Source organism: Paenibacillus taichungensis (genome assembly GCF_013359905.1).
In the GTDB taxonomy this organism is placed as follows: Bacteria; Bacillota; Bacilli; order Paenibacillales; family Paenibacillaceae; genus Paenibacillus; species Paenibacillus taichungensis.
This window is the reverse complement of sequence record NZ_JABMCC010000100.1, coordinates 132,939-154,992: the sequence shown is the minus strand read 5'-3', so window position 1 is coordinate 154,992 and position 22,054 is coordinate 132,939. Positions and strand designations below refer to the sequence as shown.

General features: G+C 48.2%; 20 protein-coding genes. 7 read left to right on the top strand and 13 right to left on the bottom strand.

Annotated features, from left to right (window positions below):
* Positions 1-243 precede the first annotated feature (243 nt).
* The gene (locus tag HP548_RS05845) at positions 244-1,374 is read left to right on the top strand and encodes a YheC/YheD family endospore coat-associated protein (RefSeq protein WP_076290874.1); all 1,131 of its coding nucleotides are present in this window, start codon (positions 244-246) and stop codon (positions 1,372-1,374) included.
* 85 nt (positions 1,375-1,459) lie between these two features.
* Positions 1,460-2,251 (top strand): archaetidylserine decarboxylase, encoded by a 792-nt coding sequence (gene asd / locus HP548_RS05840; protein WP_076290875.1) that lies wholly within the window; start codon positions 1,460-1,462, stop codon positions 2,249-2,251.
* A gap of 485 nt (positions 2,252-2,736) precedes the next feature.
* Here asd and HP548_RS05835 read toward each other — a convergent pair whose 3' ends face one another.
* Positions 2,737-3,522 carry a helix-turn-helix domain-containing protein gene (locus HP548_RS05835; RefSeq protein ID WP_076290876.1) on the bottom strand — a complete coding sequence of 262 codons (786 nt, stop codon included), beginning with the start codon at positions 3,520-3,522 and terminating at the stop codon, positions 2,737-2,739.
* Positions 3,523-3,646: 124 nt separating this feature from the next.
* Entirely contained in the window at positions 3,647-5,104 is a 1,458-nt protein-coding gene (gene pdxR, locus HP548_RS05830; RefSeq protein WP_175381145.1) for a MocR-like pyridoxine biosynthesis transcription factor PdxR, read from the bottom strand.
* A 136-nt stretch (positions 5,105-5,240) separates the two neighbouring features.
* Here pdxR and HP548_RS05825 point away from each other — a divergent pair, with 136 nt between their 5' ends.
* From HP548_RS05825 to HP548_RS05815, 3 genes are all read left to right on the top strand, one after another.
* On the top strand, positions 5,241-5,858 hold the full coding sequence (locus tag HP548_RS05825; protein WP_076290878.1) for a pyridoxamine 5'-phosphate oxidase family protein: 618 nt from the start codon (positions 5,241-5,243) through the stop codon (positions 5,856-5,858).
* A 178-nt stretch (positions 5,859-6,036) separates the two neighbouring features.
* Positions 6,037-7,335, top strand: a complete 1,299-nt coding sequence (locus HP548_RS05820; RefSeq protein WP_076290879.1) for an aminotransferase class I/II-fold pyridoxal phosphate-dependent enzyme — start codon at positions 6,037-6,039, stop codon at positions 7,333-7,335.
* Positions 7,336-7,618: 283 nt separating this feature from the next.
* Positions 7,619-7,756 (top strand): hypothetical protein, encoded by a 138-nt coding sequence (locus tag HP548_RS05815; RefSeq protein WP_162842448.1) that lies wholly within the window; start codon positions 7,619-7,621, stop codon positions 7,754-7,756.
* A gap of 159 nt (positions 7,757-7,915) precedes the next feature.
* On the opposite strand, the gene HP548_RS05810 is transcribed toward HP548_RS05815, so the two are convergent.
* From HP548_RS05810 to HP548_RS05790, 5 genes are all read right to left on the bottom strand, one after another.
* Complete coding sequence (locus tag HP548_RS05810; protein WP_099858058.1) at positions 7,916-9,133, bottom strand: ABC transporter permease; 1,218 nt, start codon at positions 9,131-9,133, stop codon at positions 7,916-7,918.
* 2 nt (positions 9,134-9,135) lie between these two features.
* A complete protein-coding gene (locus HP548_RS05805) occupies positions 9,136-9,888 on the bottom strand; it encodes an ABC transporter ATP-binding protein (RefSeq protein ID WP_076290881.1) in 753 nt (250 codons plus the stop codon).
* 27 nt (positions 9,889-9,915) lie between these two features.
* Positions 9,916-11,289: a DEAD/DEAH box helicase gene (locus tag HP548_RS05800; protein ID WP_076290882.1), complete on the bottom strand. Its 1,374-nt coding sequence runs from the start codon at positions 11,287-11,289 to the stop codon at positions 9,916-9,918.
* A 406-nt stretch (positions 11,290-11,695) separates the two neighbouring features.
* The gene (locus HP548_RS05795; RefSeq protein ID WP_063566081.1) at positions 11,696-12,469 is read right to left on the bottom strand and encodes an SDR family NAD(P)-dependent oxidoreductase; all 774 of its coding nucleotides are present in this window, start codon (positions 12,467-12,469) and stop codon (positions 11,696-11,698) included.
* Between the two features lie 56 nt (positions 12,470-12,525).
* Positions 12,526-12,984, bottom strand: coding sequence for a chemotaxis protein CheX (locus HP548_RS05790; RefSeq protein ID WP_063566082.1), 459 nt, complete (start codon positions 12,982-12,984; stop codon positions 12,526-12,528).
* 446 nt (positions 12,985-13,430) lie between these two features.
* Here HP548_RS05790 and HP548_RS05785 point away from each other — a divergent pair, with 446 nt between their 5' ends.
* Positions 13,431-14,333, top strand: coding sequence for a LysR family transcriptional regulator (locus HP548_RS05785; RefSeq protein WP_076290883.1), 903 nt, complete (start codon positions 13,431-13,433; stop codon positions 14,331-14,333).
* 32 nt (positions 14,334-14,365) lie between these two features.
* The gene (locus tag HP548_RS05780; RefSeq protein ID WP_175381144.1) at positions 14,366-15,175 is read left to right on the top strand and encodes a histidinol-phosphatase; all 810 of its coding nucleotides are present in this window, start codon (positions 14,366-14,368) and stop codon (positions 15,173-15,175) included.
* Between the two features lie 404 nt (positions 15,176-15,579).
* On the opposite strand, the gene HP548_RS05775 is transcribed toward HP548_RS05780, so the two are convergent.
* The 6 genes from HP548_RS05775 to HP548_RS05750 form a co-directional block, all read right to left on the bottom strand.
* Entirely contained in the window at positions 15,580-16,212 is a 633-nt protein-coding gene (locus tag HP548_RS05775; RefSeq protein ID WP_099858056.1) for a GNAT family N-acetyltransferase, read from the bottom strand.
* Between the two features lie 180 nt (positions 16,213-16,392).
* Positions 16,393-17,127 (bottom strand): metallophosphoesterase family protein, encoded by a 735-nt coding sequence (locus HP548_RS05770; RefSeq protein ID WP_076290884.1) that lies wholly within the window; start codon positions 17,125-17,127, stop codon positions 16,393-16,395.
* A 39-nt stretch (positions 17,128-17,166) separates the two neighbouring features.
* Positions 17,167-18,108 (bottom strand): metallophosphoesterase, encoded by a 942-nt coding sequence (locus tag HP548_RS05765; RefSeq protein WP_175381143.1) that lies wholly within the window; start codon positions 18,106-18,108, stop codon positions 17,167-17,169.
* 177 nt (positions 18,109-18,285) lie between these two features.
* The gene (gene sdhB / locus HP548_RS05760; RefSeq protein WP_053783217.1) at positions 18,286-19,050 is read right to left on the bottom strand and encodes a succinate dehydrogenase iron-sulfur subunit; all 765 of its coding nucleotides are present in this window, start codon (positions 19,048-19,050) and stop codon (positions 18,286-18,288) included.
* Between the two features lie 465 nt (positions 19,051-19,515).
* On the bottom strand, positions 19,516-21,258 hold the full coding sequence (gene sdhA, locus HP548_RS05755) for a succinate dehydrogenase flavoprotein subunit (RefSeq protein ID WP_175381142.1): 1,743 nt from the start codon (positions 21,256-21,258) through the stop codon (positions 19,516-19,518).
* Positions 21,259-21,301: 43 nt separating this feature from the next.
* The gene (locus tag HP548_RS05750) at positions 21,302-21,970 is read right to left on the bottom strand and encodes a succinate dehydrogenase cytochrome b558 subunit (protein ID WP_076290972.1); all 669 of its coding nucleotides are present in this window, start codon (positions 21,968-21,970) and stop codon (positions 21,302-21,304) included.
* Positions 21,971-22,054 lie beyond the last annotated feature (84 nt).

Genomic DNA, 22,054 nt, shown 5'->3' with positions numbered 1-22,054 from the left:
TGTACCCGTTCACTTATGTAAGGCGGCTGTCCACGCCCCTGCTCCCGAGATGTCATACGATATCCTGTAAGCCATTTGCATAAATCCATATGATGCAAAGGAGCTGCTAGGAGAACTCGTTGATGCATATCGAAGCATCATGAATCCGGTCTGCGTTATCGTGATGTCCAACCATGCGGTGACAGGCCGGCATTCCATGGATGGACGATCCATGGTCGCGATAACATTGAAGGAGGAACGGTCATGCTACAAGAAACGATCGGTATTATGTTCGATTCACGCATGTACCGGGGGATACCAGCTGGGAGGACAGGTCAGGAATCACTTGCGAATGTTGAACAGGCAGCGGCCTGTTATGGATTAACCCCTTGTTTTTTGCGGCTGGAGGACGTGGATGCGGATACCAAAACCTGTATTGCTTATGTAAAAAAAGAGGGCATATACGTTCGTCAAAGAATGCCCTTGCCCTCCGTTATTCATAACCGGGCTCTCCAGCTTCGCCGTTCGGAGCAGCATCAGGTAACCAAACTATTGTTGCAGGGCATACAGGTATACAATGTACGCAATCGATACCGCAAAGACCACATTCACGAGATGCTTTATCAGGACCCCGGTCTCAGGCAGCACCTCCCCCGTGCGGTCAAGGCTACACCTGAGTCTTTGGCATATATGATGGAAAATTACGATGATCTGGTGATCAAGCCTTGCAGCGGAAGCATCGGTCACGGCATTATGCGGATATTTGAAAAGGATGGTCAGTGGAAACTGACATGTGAGACAAGGACTTCACGCAAGGGATGGGCCACCTTTCGACTGAATAAGGGACAACTGCCATCAGCCACCCTGCGCCGTATTTTCCGGCATGCCTATCTCATTGAAGAGCGGATACCTCTGGTCCGTTATGAAGGAAGACCCGTAGATCTGCGGGTATCCGTGCAGCGTGGAAGCGACGGTTTGTGGGGGATCACGGGCATATTCGCTAAGGTGGCTCCGGCTCATACGTTTGTTACCAATATCGCCCAAGGTAGCAAAGTCATGACGCTGGCTGAAGCCCTTGACTTGCAGGCAACCGATTGGCATGCACTTGAACTGGAGGCCAGAATCCGATCTGTCGGGCTCCGAATCGCACGGACGCTGGCTTCCAGCCTGCCTCATCTTGCGGACCTTGGACTTGATCTGGGGATAACAGCGAAGGGCCAGATTTATTTTATCGAATGCAACGGAAGGGATCAGCGCTACGGTTTCCGGAAGGCCGGAATGACGGAGACTTGGAAAGCCAGCTACCGGCAACCGATGGCTTATGGACGTCTGCTTCTGGAGCAGAATTCGCGCATACCGCGGCAGCCCCAGACGTATGATCGTGGCCTATATTGATTTCGTGGGCATTCTGTGTCAATATTATGCAGAACGGCCGGTCCTGCCGGCCTTGAAGTTCGCACTAACCCTAAGGGGGATATTCATGGCAAAAACGCTGTTGCGGTTAATGACCGAGCTTTCTTCTCGCAAATGGATCTCCCGGACTGTGGGAGCCTTCTCTAAGAGCCGGGGAAGCAAGGCATTTATCCCTTATTTTGTCCGGACCTACGACATCCCTGTTCAGGAAGCTGAGAAAGACTGGAAGGAATATCGTTCTTTGAATGATTTCTTTACCCGTAAACTTAAACCGGGCATGCGCCCGCTTGAACTTTCAGAACATGCTCTGATCAGTCCGGTAGATGCCAAAATTACGGCAGCCGGTCCTGTATCTGCTGGAACGCTCCTGAATGTTAAGGGACAAAATTATACACTTGCTGAATTATTAAACCACTCGCCACATCTGGAGAAGTACAAGCACGGTTATGCCTTTGTCCTGTATCTCAGCCCACGCGACTATCATCGCATTCATGCGCCTGTTAGCGGTCGCCGCATTGAGAGTGAACATATTAAGGGCAAGGTATATCCTGTAAATGATTTTGGTCTGACCCATATGAAATCGGTGCTGAGTCGCAACGAAAGGCTCATTACGTATATTGCTCATGACTTTGGAGAAGTTGCTGTCGTGAAAGTAGGCGCAATGAATGTGAGCAGCATACAGTACGCTGGTGCAGATGTAAGTTCATGGGCACAAGGCGATGATCTCGCATATTTTGAATTCGGTTCCACCGTCGTACTGTTAACGCAGAGCGGCACATTCGAACCGAAACCAGGCTTGCAGCCTGGCGACTCCGTCAAAATGGGAGAGTTGCTAGGTCGGTTAAAACCAATCCATTGAGCAATGCGCAGATGATTCCTGAATAACAGGAGTCATCTTTTTTAATTTCCGATCTAAAGAAAGAGATTACACAGAACTTTGGCCTATATAAAAAGGTACTCACAGCCGGAACACCTTTTTAGGGTAAAGTGTCCAGGCTATGAGTACCTTTTGCTAATCAGAGAATTCGATTATCCGCTTCAGAGCTATGTAGAAGTCAGGATGATTACCGTTCCCATTCCATGTATACATGCAATACGAAGCTAAGCTTCGTCATATTGGTTTTCAGACCATTCCTTAAAACCATACGTCCTGCATTTCCTCTGCCGGTTTGGAGCGGCGCAGGCGGTTCCGGAAAATATTAAAGCCCTTAATAGAGCATCCCCGGTTGCGGACCCGACGTTTTCCGTTCATCACAAGTTCCCCCTTTCGTCTGGAATGCTACATACTTACCCCTGCTTTCCAGCTTTGAAACGTTGCCATATTCTTCCGGTCAGAGAGAAGTCCTATCGAATCTCGGACGGACTTTTGCCGGTGTACTGCTTGAACTGACGACTGAAGAAAAAGATATCGCGGTACCCAAGGGCATCTGCCACTTCGGTCACATTCATGCCAGTGTGCACCAACAGATGCTCGGCCCGCTCAATGCGCATGCGAATGATATAGGATTGCACGGACGAACCAATCAATTCCTTGAACTTAATCGAGAAGTATCGAGGCGATAATCCAGCCCTTGCCGCGAGGTCTTCCACGCGATGTGTTATCCCCGGATGCTGACGTACATAGTTAGCAACCTCCTGGATGACATCAGACAACTGGTTGCTCACCTTTTTCTCCACAGGAGATTCCGTGTCCGCGCGCAGCAAATGAATCATCAGCTGTTTCAGAATCAGTCGGCTCTCCTCATCCCGCCCATATACATCGGATAGAAACAGTCTTACATACCGAGCCAGCAAATGCTCGAATTCCACCGTTTCCAGTACCTCACGATAGGACTGGGGAACATCATTAACGGGTATATCTACATCAAAATGAATATACGTAAGTACCAACGGTTTTTGCTTATTATGTGTTGCAGTAGGATGATCGCCTGGCCTGAACAGAAAACAACTACCCTTGCCAACTTCATACGACCGGTCATTCAGCACAACGGTCCCTTCACCACTCCATACATAAAATAAGTCATAGTTTTGCATCGGTTTTTCCCGCTTCTGCCACTTCCATCCCGGTTCGCAGACAATTTTGGCGACGGCGGGCAAAATAACAAAAGATGACGGCGATGCCTGCAGCATGTCGCCACTCCCCCTTGAAAGTTAATCTCTTTTGCATACTGCATCAAAAATGATGAGATATGTGTTTATATATAATTTCTGCTCCTGCTGGAGCGAAACGCCTTATCCCATTATACAGCGGAATTCACCGAAACGAAAATGTGCACTTCTCCCATGCTAACCGCATTCTTCTTATCCCCTCTTGAATCTCCCCTTTCTCCAGATGTGCAAAGCCAAAACACACAGCCGGATGACCTGAAGTCAGCCGATAACGCCCCGCATCGCGGAACAGGACACCTTCTTCCTGAGCCAGTGCCTTGAACCGCTCGTAACTGTTGATATCCCCTTTCCACGTAGCATAAATATGCAATCCAGCATCTCCCGGCTGCATGATGAAAGGTTCCGGTAATTCCCGCTTCATCTCACTGACAAAAAAAGCATGCCGTTCCCCATAGAGACGGGTTAACCTTCTTAGATGGCGCAAATACCCTCCTCGGGCCATAAACTTCGCAAGTGCACGCTGCTCCAGAAGGGCTGGAGGTACGGGTTCATACAGTGCTTTTGCAGCGACCAGTGGCTGCACCAGACTGGGTGGCAGAACCGCGTAACCAAGCCGGAAGGATGCAACCATCGTTTGTGAGAACGATCCGACATAGATGACCCGTTGTTCACGATCGAGTACTTTGAGCGGTTCAATCGGCCTACCTCCCCAGCGAAATTCACTATCATAATCATCTTCAATAATGACGGCATTTCGCTCGGAGGCCCATTCAAGTATGGCTCTCCGTCTATCCAAGCCAAGGACAGCCCCTGTAGGAAACTGGCGGGTTGGTGTCACAAATAACGTCTGTGCTTCCCAGGACTGCGGAACAATCCCTCCGGTATCTACTTCCGCTGGAATAATCTTTCCTCCGCAGGACCTAACGGCATGAGCGATTCCCTGATATCCCGGATTTTCCAATACGACAGCGGCCCCCTCAGGAATAAGCAGCTGCGCCAGCAAAGTGATGCCCTGCATGGAACCACTAAACAGCACGATCTGTGATGCCTCAGCCTGAATGCCTCGTGTCCACCTTAGATGTGATGCGATGGCCTCACGCAGTTCAGGGTCTCCGGCAGCACCACTTTGTTCATGCGACCCGCTTCGATGAACGGCGGCCAGCGCACTTTTCCATTCCGCTTGTGGGAAATGCTCGGCAGGCATACGCTGTACATGGAAGTTGATGACTCGTTGCTCCGGTGCAAGGGCTGACGGTTGTTGCTTTTGATTCTGAATATTCAGCGTACTCACCCGCTCTCCCCATGGAGAAAGTTGAATGATTGCCTCCTCTTCCTCATGTTCCTGCGCTGTTAAGGTGTCCGAAACAAAAGTTCCTCTCCCCCTATGTGCCCGCACATAACCATCCGCGAGCAGCATGTCATATACCTGGGCCACGGAGCCGCGTGACATTTCATATTGACGTGCCAGCTCTCGGGTGGAAGGCAGTCTTGTGCCTCCAACCAGCGTCCCTGCATGGATGGCGTCACGCAAAGCATGGTACAATGCCTCGTATTTGTAACGGTGTTGAACCACGTATGAATCCATAGGCAGCCACAATTCCATCGTGCACCTCTTTTTCCGAAAAAATTGGTCTATTAAAGTGAATGTAAATTGGATCTTTTTATATGTCAATGCAGGTTCTATTGTTATGGCTAAGGTACAGCGATCTTATCCACATGCCATTCAAGGGGGAACACCGATGAGAAGAAAAGAATTCAATGTAGATGAAGAGCAGGAAATGATAACATTTCTGGATCAATGCTCCTTTGGTTTTCTGGGAACGGTCAGTCCAGATGGGCAGCCAAGGGTAACACCGCTAAACTTCGTATATATGGACGGTTGTTTTTATTTCCACGGCAGTCTTGCAGGAGAAAAAATGAAACAGATCAAGCAGGATTCCTCCGTCAGTTTTACCGTTGCAGAAGAGTTTTCCCTGATTCCATCTTATTTCAGTGATCCCGAGTTAGCTTGTCCGGCAACTTCTTTTTTCAAAAGTGTAATGGCATTCGGACAGGCAGAGCCGGTTCAGGATCTGGATATCAAGGGCAAGGTTCTTCAACGTTTTATGGAGAAACTCCAACCGCAGGGCGGATATATCCCCATTAATGCAGCTGATCCCCGCTACAAGGGTAATCTCAAAGCGGTTGCTGTGGTCCGCATTGTTCCTGAACGGGTCAGTGCCAAGTTCAAATTTGGACAGAACCTCTCGGCTGAACGCTTTGATCATATTAGCGGCGAACTGGAACAGCGTAACGAAGGACGAGATGCGGAAACTGCCGAAATGATGCGGAAATACTGTCCTTTTCATCAGAAATAACATCCATTTTCTATCGTATAATCAATCGGGAGAAGTGACATTAACCTCACTCAAAAACACCTGCAACAACGCGGTAAAGTGATAAAACTGTCATTATGCGTAATTTCCGTGACGGGGGCAATGTAAGGTGTTATAATGTTAGGCAGTTGAATCCCAAAGACTTGGAAGGATGAAAAGAATGAATCCACTGGCTGAACAGTTGAACGAAAGTATTCAGGCAGGCAGCAGTCACGTCTACTCCATGCTGTCGCAGCTCGGCAAAGAAATCTATTTTCCAAAAGAAGGTATCTTGAGTCAGTCTGCAGAAGCAGCAAGTCTGGCCAAAACCTACAATGCTACGATTGGTATTGCCCTGGAGGGCGGTGTGCCGATGCACTTAGCTGTTATTCAGGATAAGCTGTCTGCATATCAACCGAAGGATTTGTACCCTTACGCTCCGCCTGCAGGAAAGCCTGAGTTGCGGACCGTATGGAGAGACAAGATGCTGAAGGAAACACCTTCCCTTGAAGGTAAAACGTTTGGTAACCCCATTGTGACTAACGCATTAACTCATGGACTGAGTATCGTAGCCGACCTGTTCGCCGAAGAAGGGGACGCTGTTATATATCCGGATAAAAACTGGGAAAATTATGAGCTAACCTTCGGAATTCGTCGTCATGGCGAGTTAGTTCATTATCCCCTGTTCGATGATCAATTGAACTTTAACAGTGCAGGCCTGCTAGAAGCGTTGCTTGCGCAGAAGGACAAAGGCAAAGCCATCGTGCTGCTGAACTTCCCGAACAACCCGACAGGTTATACACCTGGAGCTGAAGAAGCAGATGCAATCGTGGATACGATTCGTCAAGCAGCTGAGGCTGGTGTGAACGTTGTTGCTGTGACAGATGATGCTTACTTTGGTCTCTTCTTCGAAGATTCCATTCACGAATCCCTGTTTGGCAAACTGGCGAACCTCCACCCACGTGTGTTGACTGTCAAAGTTGACGGTGCCACAAAGGAAGAATTTGTATGGGGCTTCCGTGTTGGATTCATCACGTACGCTCATGAAGATGCTGCAGTTCTCCATGCTCTGGAGCAAAAAACACTCGGTATTATCCGGGCAACCATCTCAAGTGGTCCGCATCCTTCCCAAACCTTTGTATTGGATGCGCTGAAAGCACCTGAGTTCGAAGCACAGAAACTGGAGAAGTTTGAAATCATGAAAGGCCGCGCCAACAAAGTAAAATCCATCCTCGATAGCGGTAAATACGGTGAGGTATGGGATTACTATCCGTTCAACTCCGGTTACTTCATGTGCCTGAAGCTGAAGGATGTCGGCGCAGAGCAGCTCCGGACCCATTTGCTACAGAAATACGGCGTCGGTACTATTGCGCTGGGTGAAGCCGATCTGCGAATTGCCTTCTCCTGTATTGAAGAATCCGGACTGGAAGATCTGTTCGATACGATTTATCGTGGAGTTTTGGATCTACAGACAACTTAATTTATATGCAGTAATGCTTATCCAAATAAATAAGTCAGGGAGCGGACTTGCATCCGTTGCCTGACAAATATAACCCCCTTTGTATCCTGATGAATGCCTCTAGATACAAAGGGGGTGTTTTGTTTTCCAACCTGAAAACGTATGGCTATCTTGACGGGCAAATGCCCAAAACGATGATTTTCAGGCTCTACCGGGCAACGGCCCAATCAGCCTATCCCCAAGGCACATAATATACGATGTACGCAAGGGCGTGCCTAACACCACTTGAAAGGGGAATGACCATATGTCTGGAGTAGTTGAAGAAACAAGAGGCGGTTATGGATGCGGCGGTTACGGTTACGGAGGAGGATTTACAAATACAGGTGCCATTCTCGTTCTGTTCATCTTGCTCGTCATTATCACAAAATCGTTCCTCTGTTAGTCCATACGTCCTCACCAGGAGTCGGAACAAGGTAAGCTGACTGTAGCACAAAGAAGGGTATTCCGGGATACAGCTCGGAATACCCTTCTTTTGTTATGTTACGCAAGCGTCCCTAGTCGGCGTTGCCATTGGACGCTAACTAGTCATACGCCCAACCGTTCATTCATCCTCTTCTTCCTTCAACCACTTGTTACCCTGAGAACGTCGCATCAAGTAGATGACCAGCACACCAAGGACCAGTGCTGCTATGGTCATGCTCAGTCCACTCCATCCCGCAGCCAGCATCGGCAACCACATAAGCAAAGCAACCAGCGCATGTAGATTCGAGATGAACCCTAGCACCTGGGATCGACGACTCTCTCCCGAGATGGGATAAATCATAATCCAGAACGATTCACTATGACTGCGTCGCAGCGCACCCAGTTGCACACCTGCAAGCAGAAGGAAGAACAGGTATACACCAATACCGAAATAACTGCCTGCCGTCCACCAGGACAGCAACATGCCCAGTACAACCAAGCGCACCACGATGGAGAACACTTCAGTTCGGATGAACGTTTTGGTAATCAAATAGCGATAGGCTTTTCCTGCATTCCACGGAAGACCACTCCCCCATTTGCTGAGCCAGCGGCGAGAACTTACTTTTTGGCCTGATGAAGGAACATCTACGAACCATCCCAGCGTACGCATCACTCGTCCTGCCTGGCCCTGCTCCACCTGAATGAGACGTTCCCATGAAACCCGATGTTTCAGAGGGATACGCAGAGCAACGATATATACAACAGCCAGCAACAGCAGGAACCAGATGCTGCGCTGTGGAGACTGCCACAACCAGGCGGCAATCGCCAGTACAGCCAACGCCCACCGGAGCAAACGATATCCTCTAGCGGCACCGATTTGCACCATGCGCAGTTCCTGCCAAGCCCCATAGCTCGATAACCCTTTCCACAACAGGAGAAGCAGGATAAACCAGCCAAATGGCCTTGCATCCTGATCTGCTCGAACATAGAGCGGCCACAACGTTACAAATACGAGCAGCATACCCAAGGTTTTATAGATCATGCCACGAGCGAAGCTGTTTTTCAGATATTCATGCATCCGATATTCCTGCGGACGTAAAAATACGATGTCTGCCGGATGCAGATATGTACGATAACTGCTAAACAGCACCAGGGGTGCCAGCAACAGCAACGTAATCCAGCGAATCGGAAATCCCGCCGGAATATGCTGTACAAACGATGTATACCAGGCGGAGAACGCAATGACGAGAAATAAGAAAACCATGGCTACGCCGCTCTGAATGACATAACCCAGATAAGGAAGAATTCCATTCCAAAATCCCGTGCGTCTTTGCTTCCATAACTGCTTCAGATCCATGCTTAATCCCTGCCTTGTACAAGGGAATAGAACATATGCTCCAACGTGGCATTCGATTCCCCGAATTGAGTACGCAGCTCATTCAGCGTCCCTTGAGCAATGACCTGTCCTCGGTGCAGGACTATAAAACGGTCACAGTAATTTTCAATGGTGGACAGAATGTGTGAACTCAACAAAATGGATGATCCCGAAGCCTTCATTTCAAGCATAAAATCAAGCAAAGAGCGGATTCCGAGCGGGTCAAGTCCCAGGAAAGGTTCATCAATGATATAGAGTGGCGGACCTGCCACAAAAGCACACATGATCATGACCTTTTGCCGCATACCTTTGGACAGGTGGGTCGACAGACTTGTGCTTTTCTCATTCATGCGGAACAAGTCCAGCAGTTTCTCCGTACGCTTTTTGAAATCAGCCTCAGAAACACCATATGCTCTGGCCGTAAACTCCAGATGCTCCATGACTGTCATCTCGTCATACAGTTCAGGAGATTCCGGTACAAAGGCCATGGCAGATTGATATACCTGTGGATCTTCGTCCCGCTTCTTGCCCATGACCCGCACTTCTCCCTGTTGAGGGGTCATCAATCCTAAAATATGCTTCATCGTAGTACTTTTGCCAGCACCGTTCAATCCGATCAGTCCGACCATTTCTCCGCGTCCAACTTCCAGATCGATGCCGTGGAGGACCGGCCGCTTGGCACTGTATCCTCCGCTTAGCCCGTTGATTTTCAATACGGGTGGTTGAACGTTATCCATCTATCCCTGCACCTCTTTCGTCAGGTTTTATTCTTCAGAGCGTGTCTCTTTACCTTTGCTCCATTTGGGAGCGCCCTTGTTCTTGCGATCCTGGTCCCGTTCAGTTCTGCCAGTATTGCCAGCTGGCTTGCTGCCCGCCGGACGTTGATTCGATGCAGCAGTTCTAGCACCGCCATTGCGGCTCGCCTGACCAGGTCTACGATCCCGGGACTGCCCTGGTTTTCTAGAGAAAGAATGGCCTTCAGGCCGCGTATCCGGACGCGGATCAGCCTCCAGCACTTTACCCCCGAACAATACACGTTCCGGCAATTCGATTCCAAGTTCCCGCGCAAACTTGCGCATAATGAAAATTTGCGTTTCGTCCACGATCGACAACACGATACCACTGCGACCCATACGACCTGTTCTTCCTGCACGGTGAACATAGTGTTCCGAATCAAATGCAGGGTCATAGTTAATGACCATCGGCAAACCTTCAATATCCAGTCCTCTGGCTGCAACTTCGCTCGCGATCAATAGTTGCAGTTTTCCATTACGGAAAGCGGATAGCACGTTGCTACGCGTCACCTTGTCGGCATCGCCATACAGCGCAGCTGCGGAGAAGCCCAGATGATTCATTTTCGCTTCAACCTCGCCAATATCCTCGGTAGCATTCACAAAAACAATGGCGCGATCCGGGTTATACTGTCTAACCAGACGACGCAGCATATCAATTTTGTTGCGGTTTTCTTCCACAAAATAAAAATGCTCAAGTCCCGCCGCAGTTGCCCGGTCCGGTTCAATTCCGATCTGTACCGGCTCTTTCATCTCCCGCTTCGCGAGTCCAGCAGTATGTTCATCAATCGTTGCTGACAAGAAAATCAGCTGACGGTCGCGCAGGGCACTGCGCAATACGAAGTCCACATCACTTACCCCACCGAGCTGGAATACCTGGTCTGCCTCGTCAATAACAATCGTGGAGACATTGTGCATTTTCAGCTTTTTCAGCGTGATCAGTTCCTTCAGACGTCCTGGCGTTCCTACAACCAGTTCCGGGTGTTCACGCAGCTTCTCGATCTGACGTTTTACTGCGGCGCCACCAATTAGCCCCAGAACGCCAATTTTGCGTTCTTCTCCATATCGCTGTGCTTCGCGTACAATCTGCATCGCCAGCTCTTGTGTAGGAGCTATGATGAGCTTCTGTGTTCCTTTTACATCACTTTTGATGGATTGCAGCAGTGGCAGCAAATAGGCGAGTGTCTTGCCTGTTCCCGTCTGAGATTTTGAAACCACATCACGGCCTTCCAAAATAACCGGGATCGTCTGTGCCTGTACCGGTGAAGGTTCGTTGATGCCATGTTTGGCGAGTACAGCCTCAAGATCCTGTTCTACGCCAATTGAAGCAAATGTTTGATTCGTCATGTATGTCCATCCTTTAAATTTATTCGTTATGACGCTATATACATTCAACTAATAAATATTTACACTAACACTCCGATGACAGAACAACCTTCCGATGCAGCTTTCTTGCAGAAAGCTTTTTGGCGAAGTGGATGCTTTCGAAGTAGCTTTCTTGCAGAAAGCTTGTAGCTTCGCTTCTTCAGGTTATTTCTGTCCTCTCCGTTATCGTGTAAATGTTTAGTTGAACATATATAGCCCTGCTTGTACTAATAAAACCGAAGCCTGTCATCACATTACCTTTCATTATATGCGAAAAAAGCCTACGGACCAAATCTTATTCATGAAACATGTCTTTGCAGACAAAAAAAAGAAAAGCCCCTCGGCGGAGCCCTTCTTTTATCCGATATATGATGCCCATTGTTGCATCTTACTTCTGATTCATTACACCGTGCGACAGCCTGTCAGCGAGACGCGGAAATAGCTGATACAGCCACACTCCAGCCGAAGCCAGTCTGGGCAGATTCACTTCTTCCTTGCGCTTCTTCATCGCACGGATCATATGCCCCGCAACCTCTTCCGGCTTCAGCATCATCCAGCGTACATTATTAACATAGTTACCGGAGGGGTCTGCCCGTTGGAAGAACGGTGTATCGATGGGTCCGGGATTAATGGTCGTTACCGTGACTCCAGTCTTGCGAAGTTCCTGGCGCAGGGCATTGCTGAAGCCAAGTACAGCATGTTTGGTTGCCGTATATGAAGCGGATTTTGCAGTTCCGATCTTGCCAGCCATGGAAGCTACATTCACGATTTGTCCTCTGCCTCGTTGTAACATCTGCGGAAGCACTGCCTTGGTGCAGCGAACAATGCCCATGTAATTAACGTCCATCATCTCATCGAATTCCTGCACAGACATATCCGTCATCGCTGCAAATTTTCCGTAACCAGCGTTATTCAGCAAAATATCGATTCGTCCGTATTTCTGCAACATCGCATCCACGGCTGTCTGAACTTGCTCAGTATTCGTTACATCTAACGTGAGTAGTTCATGTTGCCCTTTCAGCGAAGCACCAATCTCTTCCAGCTTGTCCCGCGAGCGGGCAGCCAGAATCGGGATGGCTCCTTCTTCTATCAGCATCTGTGCACAGAGCGCACCAATTCCGCTCGACGCACCTGTGATAAAAACAACCTGATCTTTCAACATACCCGATGTCCTCCCGTATTGAACACATATTGCCCCAAGAGGCGTATGGTTCTATTCTACGAGATCATCACTTGAATATCCATCTCACCGATTCCATCCATCAGCAAAGGAATACTCAATGCCTTCGTTGCACTAAAAGAACTCACGTATTCGGAATTCATCACTTGTGGAGGTGTAATATCAACAACGACACCCTGATTGGACAGGATGGTACTTGCATTGCCGCTAATCATATTGCCAAGTTCAGAAATAGCACTTTTACTCATTTCGTCCATTTCTGTAATGACAAAGCCGCCCATCATGGCAGAAACGATTTTCAATGCTACCGACTCTTGTATTCCAAACACGATGTTTCCGCTCAGTTGTCCAGTCATTCCGATCACGATCCAGACATGGTCTGCGATGTACTCCACATTTTTCACGCCAAGACTCCCGGTGGAAGGCGAAACCTGGATGAGCTGTTCGAATACGTTCCGTGCGGATTCCAGGAAAGGATTAATCACTTCCGCTTTCACTGTCTAATGTCCCCCTTACACTGGGTTATTGGTCACACACCAAAAGTCCCATATTCATAAATTTATTATACTTTATCACGTACAAGAATTCACCAAGAATTCGGCAAGGCATGTGTACTATAATTTATCGTCATCCGCGGGGCAAATGTTTATAGCTGATTCTAGCGAAAAAACGAGGCTTTTCGCATCTGTTGCAAGAACAATTGCCATGAAGAGGCATGGCAAAAGGCATTTAGGACTTTTTTACTGTTTCTTAAAATGTTAAAAATTTAATTTCTTGAAATAAAATTAATTTCTCGTTCTTATGGACCTCCCCAAATCCATGATGTTCCCTTCATTGCCCTGCTGTCCTGAATCACCTATAATTTAAGGAACGGAACAATGACCAGTTACGGGATTCCACCTATGGATAGACAGAAGACATTTTACGTGCAAGGAGGCCATACATGAATATCAGTCAACTGGAGACGCTGATTACCATCTCGAAAACGATGAGTTTCCGCAAAGCCGGAGAACTTCTAAATCTGACTCAACCTGCCGTCTCGGCCCAAATCAAGAGCCTGGAGGATGAATTCAGTACCGTTCTTGTCGATCGGAACCAACCGGTCACCCTTACCGATCGCGGACAGGTGTTTCTTCAACATGCCGAACGTATGCTGGACATCGTGGGTGAGCTGAAACAGAAGCTGATGGATCTCGATGAGACTCCTCAGGGACATATCAGACTCGGTACAACCACGTCCATTGCCATTCAGATTTTGCCACGGGTCTTATCCTACTTTCAGGATCAATTTCCACTCATCAAAACCAGTATCCAATCCCTGCCTTCCTCCCAGATCTATACCCAGGTCGAGAATGGAATGGTAGACATCGGTATCGGTTATCTCACGGAACGGAATCCTAACCTGAATACATCCGTGCTGTATTATGATACGTTCGAACTTGTCGTATCTCCATTCCATCCACTGGCAAAGCAAAAGCATGCGGCGGTGGATGTCCTGCGCAGCACACCTCTGATTTTGCTATCTCCGGATACGGTAGGGCGCCGCTTTACGGAAGGCATTTTCAAAAAACATAATATTGAGCCCAATATCGTTATGGAGTTGTCGAGCAGCGAGGAAGTAAAACGGATGGTTGAGATTAATCTCGGGGCAGCCGTTATATCCAAACAATCCGTTGCCCACGAGTTACGGCAAGGCACACTGCGCATGATTCCACTCAGTGAACTGGAGGTCAGTCACCCTGTCGGAGTCATTTACAAATCAAGTCGTTATCTCAATTCGGCTATGCAGCAATTCCTGAGCGATCTCAAAGGCATGCCGGAGACCCAGTTCATCAGTTCAGAATGACAAATGAGCCATGAGAAAGGAAGGATTTCCATATGAAATTTGATCTTCACACCCATCATTTTCGTTGTGGTCATGCAGACGGCAATATTCGCGACTATATTGAGGCAGGTATTCAATCTGGACTTCAGGTCATCGGTATCTCAGATCATACACCTTACTTTGGAAGTGACGAGGAGCAGGCTTTTCCCCGGATCGCGATGGGCAAGTCGGAATTGCGTCATTACGTGGAAGAAGTTCTGGCTCTGAAGGAAGAATACGCGGGCAAAATTGATGTGCTGCTTGGCATTGAATCCGACTATTTCCCTGTCCATGCCGATTTGTATCGCAATACACTGGGGCAATATCCTTTTGATTATATTATTGGTTCAGTTCATCATACGGAAGATGTCAGCATATTCAACAAAACCCGCTGGAACGGATTAAGCGATGCGCGTAAGGTTGAAGTGAAAGAGAGTTACTATGCTTTGATTCGGCAATCGGCCCGAAGCGGTATGTTCCAGATTCTCGGACATATTGATGCCATGAAAGGAAATTATCCACCTTTCTCGGATATTATCGCGGATCAAGCCATCGATGAAACGTTGCAGGTCATTGCAGAATCGAACGTGGCTATTGAAATTAATACGTCAGGTAAAACCAAACTCAGTGGGGGCTGGTACCCTTCCGATGCCATTCTGGAGCGTGCGCATCATTATGGAGTGAAAGTGACCTTCGGATCTGATGCCCACAAACCGCAGCGTGTTGCCGATGAACTGGATGACGTGCGTACACGTTTGCAAGAGATTGGATTCACCGAATGGGTATACTTCAAGCAGAAACAAATACAAGTTGTACCGTTTTAAACATAGAACATCACAATAGCCCTCACGGCGTAAAAATAACGCTGTGAGGGTTTTTCTTTGTATCCTAATATAAAAAATGTTATATAAGTTCAACTAAATATTTACACGATAGCGGAATGTAGTTCTGTATCGGAGTGTTGGTATAGAAATTCCATAGTTAAACTTATATAGACAAAAAAAATGAACCCGCTAAGTGCGGGTCCCAACAGCATTATCTATTATCAAAAAGGGGGTCATGAGATAAGTTTACCCGCTGTCTGTTAGAGTTCAATTGCAGCTATATTTCATTTGTGTAACAAATAATTGAAGTTCGTTTCAAGCCCCTGCTGTTTCATTAAAAACGATCTATATTTTGCTGAAGGAAAGACGCTCTTTGGATTTATGCAATATGCTTCTATTCTATGTTACTCGTGCTTGTCGGATACCAACGTTTGCAGGCGATTTTCCCAATGAGAACGGACATGCTGTTCACGATACAGACTATAAACCTTAACATCCAGCAGAGTATCCGGCGTCTCACCATCCTCATGATTCAAAACAAACGAAGGCAGAGTCCGTTCATAAATCATACCGCTTTTGCAGAGAACCCGTTCGGATGATACATTTGCCTCGTAACAGCGCGCTTCTACTTTGCACAAATTAAGTTCGGCAAAACCGAATTCCAGTAAACGCTGTACTGCCTCAGTTGCGACTCCCTTACCCCAGCATGACCTGTTCAGAATATATCCAATCTGTGCGGTACCGTTCTGGTCGTTCCAATGCTGGAATGAAGTGATGCCGATGATCTGTTCGCTGCCTTTCCAGCAGATGCCGTAATGCAGTGAATCCAGCTTGGCGCTGCTGCTGCGAATCTGATTCAATAATCGCCGAGCCCGGATTGGCGTGGGCTGACTCCCCCTGTTTACATAACGAATCACCTGCGGGTCGGAAAACAGCTCCGACAACGTGCTGTAATCACTCTGACGTAATGATCGAAGAACAAGGCGCTCTGTCCATAAAGCAGGCAATCCTTGGCCCAGCATTTTTCGGGTCAGCATGACAATCGCTCCTTTTGCCTAACGGGTTCTAGTCCGGTAAGACAAGCATGCTCTGAGGATGATCCGGCGCAAATAAAATACATGGATAAACAATGAAACATCACTATACTCCACAGTACTCCGCTCAGTAGCCCGAACATTAGTATGCCAATTCATTACAGCGGATTATTCCTGACATAACTAATCCGTTTGCAGCCCGCGATAAACGCCCGTACGAAGTTCCCGGATATAAAAATCAAGGGAAGGCACCTGAGCCTGCTGAGCAATCTGTACTTCCTGCTCAATATCATAAGGAACCCTTACAAATTGAAGGTTGAACGGGTTGTTTCGATCAGTGCTGTTCTCTCCTTCAAGGATACAGTAAGAAGCCTGGGTAAAATCAAGCGGGTTACCCACACTGCCCGCATTAAACAACATTTTCCCATTCATAAATTGCAAGTATGCATTATGCACATCCCCATATCCTACAACATCCGCCACACCAAGCTCAGGTTCATCTGCCGGAGCATCGAACATCGCTAACCTTTTCTCGATCTCATCCCACGGCTGTACACGGTGATATACACTTTGGGGAGAGGCATGCACCAAGCGGATCGTACGACCACTCAGCTCTAATTGGTGACTAAACGGCAAGCTCTCAAGATATGCCAATCGCTCCTTACCCAGCCGCTTCGCTTGCCAAGTAAAATTCTCATTGTCCTGATTAACCGCAACCAACTCATCCCAGTTGCCACGGATAACTTGCTCACATGTCTCCCTCACCAGATCAACTACCTGTACCGGATCAGGCCCCTTGCCAACGAGGTCGCCAAGACAAAAGATTCGCTTCAATCCGCGACTCCGAATATCTTTTAATACTGCTTCCCAAGCAGTCATATTGCCATGAATATCGGATACAATCGCAATTCGTTCCATCCGGCTAACCTCCCTTTATGCTCTATATTGTTTATGTTGTTAACCCTTTAATTCAAAAACCGTCAATTCCGGCCTGCACAAAAAGCGAATCGGCAGTTGGGTCATGCCAAAGCCACGGTTCACATAGACTGGCATATGCTTATCCCCTGCGTAATATAACCCTTGAATATACTTGAGTGAACCTCTCGGTGTAGTCAGTGCCCCAATCCAGGGAAAACGCACCTGTCCGCCATGACTGTGTCCAGAGAGCTGTAGTCCGAAACCGTAAGGTGCTGCAATGTCTGCATAATCGGGCTCATGCATAAGCAGCAGTTTCCAGACCTCTCTGCTCAATCCCTTGATTGCTACAACAGGATCAGGTCTGCCCGTAAGCGCGTCATCCAAACCTGCTATCGCAAGACGTGAATCCCCTCGTTCAATCAAAACATGGCTATTCCGGAGCAACGTGAACCCGGCCTCTTTAAACATCAGCTCCACTTCATGCTGCTGATGGCCTCGGTAATCATGGTTCCCCAATACGGCATATTTGCCATACTTCGCTTGCATTGAAGCCAGTGCAGGAATACATTCACGCATCGGTTCTGCCTCTCGTTCAACCATATCTCCGGTAAAACAAATCAGATCAGGCTGTTGTTCCCGTATCGTTTCAGCCAGCTTCTCCATTTGTTTCAGCCCCGTATGGAATCCAAGATGAGCATCACTGAACTGAATCACACGCAGTCCCTCGAATGCTTTTGGAAACTTGGGCAGTTTCAATTCAACATGCTTGATCTCCAGATGACGAGGCTCCCACAACCAGGCATATCCTCCTGTGAGCAAACTGGCACTCGCCGTCATTAAGATCATGCGCATCAAAAAACTGCGCCGGGAGGGATCATGATCCTTTTCCTCTCCGGGAAAAATGGAGTCCTCCGAATCAGATCCATACTGCGAGCGCCGGGGCGGCGAGATCTTGCTGCCCTCACGCGGTGTTTCTCCCATGCGTCCCCCTCCTTCTTCCGCTCCAAATCCATCCCCTTAGTATACCATATTCTGCATGACTAGCCCGGTTCCTTTGCGAGTACAGAAAAAGAAGCCGGGATCTTAGGCTATATATGCCAAGGATCACGACTTCTTCTAATGGTGCAGATCCGAAGTTCTGCATTTGATATGACTAGATTACACACCCAACCAGCGTTTGAACATGTGTTTGGTTGTTTGTTTGTTCATTTCGGCAATGGAGGTAGTCAACGGAATACCTTTTGGACAAGAGCGTACGCAGTTCTGCGAGTTACCACAGCCCTCAATACCTCCGTCTTCCATAAGTGCTTCCAAGCGGTCTTCAGCGTTCATCTCCCCTGTTGGGTGAGCATTGAACAGACGTACTTGAGAAAGAGCTGCCGGACCGATAAAGTCTGTCTTTTCATTGACGTTCGGGCAAGCTTCGAGGCATACACCACATGTCATACATTTGGACAGCTCGTAAGCCCACTGACGTTTCTTCTCAGGCATCCGCGGACCTGGACCGAGGTCATAGGTTCCATCAATCGGAATCCACGCTTTAACCCGTTTCAGGGCGTTAAACATCCGAGTACGGTCGATGACGAGGTCACGAACCACCGGGAAGGTTTTCATCGGTTCGATGCGAACCGGCTGTTCGAGCTTGTCGATCAGGGCAGCACACGCTTGACGCGGCTTGCCGTTGATGACCATGGAGCATGCTCCACAGACTTCTTCGAGACAGTTCGATTCCCAGCAAACCGGGGCAATGGACTTGCCTTCTGTATTAACCGGGTTCCGCTGGATCTCCATCAGGGCGCTAATAACGTTCATGCCGGGACGGTACGGAAGCTCAAACTCTTCGTTGTACGAAGATGACTCCGGACTGTCCTGACGGGTGATGATAAACTTGACGGTTTTTTTTGCTGTAGCTGTGTCCGTCATATCGTTGTCCCCTCCTTTGGTGACGATGATTGATTGCTATCGTTACAAGACCACAATGTTCACAAATGGTCACTCCGCTGGCAGAAGATCCTTCCGATCGCTGTTATCCCCAGATTTCTTTGATCCACCTTATAGGGTGGAAATCCGGGAATAAAGGCGAACGCTTCGCTTCTTCAGTAATCTTCTGCCTTCTCCGTTCAGGTGTTAACTTTTAGATCATGTAAATATAAAATAAAATCCTCTTGGTGTTATGCAGTAAAGGCGAGCGCTTCGCTTCTTCTGGGCATTTCCGCTTCCTCCGCTACGTCGTGCACGCAGGGTCACTTTGTTGGAAACTGCACTCCATTCATTCTGGTGGCAGTAACATTGAGAAGCTCCGCGTACGCTTTGCCTCTATGTGTCTACTGCTTTTCCGTTATGTTGCTAAGTCATTAACTTTATTAATAGACCGAAATTTCACTTTACTTAATCTTTCGAGTAGTCCCGGATCCGTGGTGGGATCAGGGAAACGTCTACAGGCTCGTACGAAATTTTCGGACCTTCCTTCGACCAGCTTGCGATCGTTGTTTTCAGGAATTCTTCGTCATTCCGTTCGGTGAAGTCCGGTTTGTAATGCGCTCCACGGCTTTCGTTACGCAGCAGTGCGCCCAAAGTCATCGCTTCTGCAAGTTCAAGCATGTTCCACAGCTGACGGGTAAATGCTGCACCCGGGTTGTTCCAACCGGAAGTGTCGTACATGTTGATTTTACCGTAACGCTCTTTCAATTCCTTGATTTTGCCGATAGTCGCTTCCAGCTTATCGTTGTAACGTACCACCGTCATATTCGCTGTCATCCACTCGCCAAGCTCTTTATGAATGACATATGCATTTTCATTGCCCTGCATATTTAGGATGCCTTCGTATTTATCGGTTTGGCGCTTGGTATAACCATCGAATACGGAAGAACTGATATCTGCGGACGATTTTTTGAGTCCTTTGATATATTCAACTGCTTTCGGTCCAGCCACCATCCCACCGTAGATTGCCGATACCAGGGAATTTGCACCCAGACGGTTCGCACCATGATATTGGTATTCACATTCACCAGCTGCGAACAGTCCTGGAATGTTGGTCATTTGGTTATAATCTACCCACATGCCGCCCATGGAATAATGGACTGCCGGGAAAATTTTCATTGGGATTTTACGCGGGTCATCACCCATGAACTTCTCGTAGATCTCAATGATTCCGCCGAGCTTCACATCCAGCTCCTTCGGATCTTTGTGTGACAAGTCGAGATATACCATGTTCTCGCCGTTCACGCCGAGGCCCATATCCACGCAGACACTGAAAATTTCACGCGTCGCGATATCACGCGGAACAAGGTTACCGTATGACGGATATTTTTCTTCGAGGAAGTACCAAGGCTTACCGTCTTTGTACGTCCAGATCCGTCCACCTTCACCACGAGCCGATTCGGACATCAGACGCAGTTTGTCATCGCCTGGAATAGCAGTCGGGTGAATCTGAATGAACTCACCGTTCGCGTAATTTACACCTTGCTGATACACCGCACTTGCGGCAGTTCCTGTATTGATAACTGAGTTAGTTGTTTTACCGAAAATAATACCAGGGCCGCCGCTCGCCAGAATAACTGCTTCTGCCGGGAACGTTTGTACCTTCATCGTTTTCAAATCCTGTGCTACAATCCCGCGGCAGATGCCTTCGTCATCCACAACAGCTTGCAGGAACTCCCAGTTCTCATACTTCGTAACGAGACCCGCTGCTTCCCAACGACGTACTTGCTCATCCAACGCGTAGAGCAATTGTTGTCCAGTCGTTGCACCAGCAAACGCCGTACGGTGATGCTTCGTTCCACCGAAACGACGGAAATCGAGCAAACCTTCCGGTGTACGGTTGAACATTACGCCCATCCGGTCCATCAGGTGAATGATGCCTGGTGCTGCTTCACACATCGCTTTGACTGGAGGCTGATTCGCCAAAAAGTCACCGCCGTATACTGTATCGTCAAAGTGTACCCATGGAGAGTCGCCCTCACCCTTGGTATTTACCGCACCGTTGATACCGCCTTGGGCACATACGGAGTGGGATCTTTTGACGGGAACCAGTGAAAATAAATGAACATGGACTCCGGCTTCAGCCGATTTGATCGCCGCCATCAATCCCGCGAGACCTCCGCCCACAATAATTACATTAGATGATGCCATTGCTGTTCACTCCCTTATAAGTCAGCATTTAAAGTCCAAATGCTTAAATCAGAACTGTCTTAACTGCGTCAATCATAGAAGTGGCTACCTGGAAATCCATGCTCCGGAAAGCAAGCAGCGATGCAATAAACATGAGAGCTACAATAGCAAACAAGCTCATGCAGATGTAGGAAGATACACGCTGCGCACGCGGACCGACGGTAATTCCCCAGCTAACCAGGAACGACCACAAACCGTTGGCAAAGTGATAGGATGCCGCAACCACACTGATCAGATATAAAATAAACGTTACCGGGTTCATCACGATGCCGTGTATGACACCGCCAAGCTCTTCGTGTGTGACATTCCCCAGCGCGACCTGGAAACGAGTCTCCCAAATATGCCAGATGACGAACACAAACGTAATGACACCGCTGACGCGCTGCAACGTATAGCGCCAGTTGCGCTCATTGCCAAAACGTCCCACGTTAGGCTTGGCCTGATAGGCAATGTACAAACCATATACACCGTGATAGAACAGCGGCAACCAGATGAGAAGCGTTTCAAGTACAATTACGAGCGGCAGGCCATTCAGAAATGCAACTGCATCGTTAAAGCCTTCTTTGCCGCCTTCAACTGCCGAGAAGTTCGTCACCATATGCTCAATGAAAAACAGACTGAGCGGAATGACGCCAAGCAAGGAGTGCAGCTTTCTGGAGTAAAACCCTTTCATAAAATGTCGATCCCCTTTCGCTAAATACAACGTTTTCATAAATAAAATTCGCTTATCATGACACAAACCTTTCCCAAGGAAAGG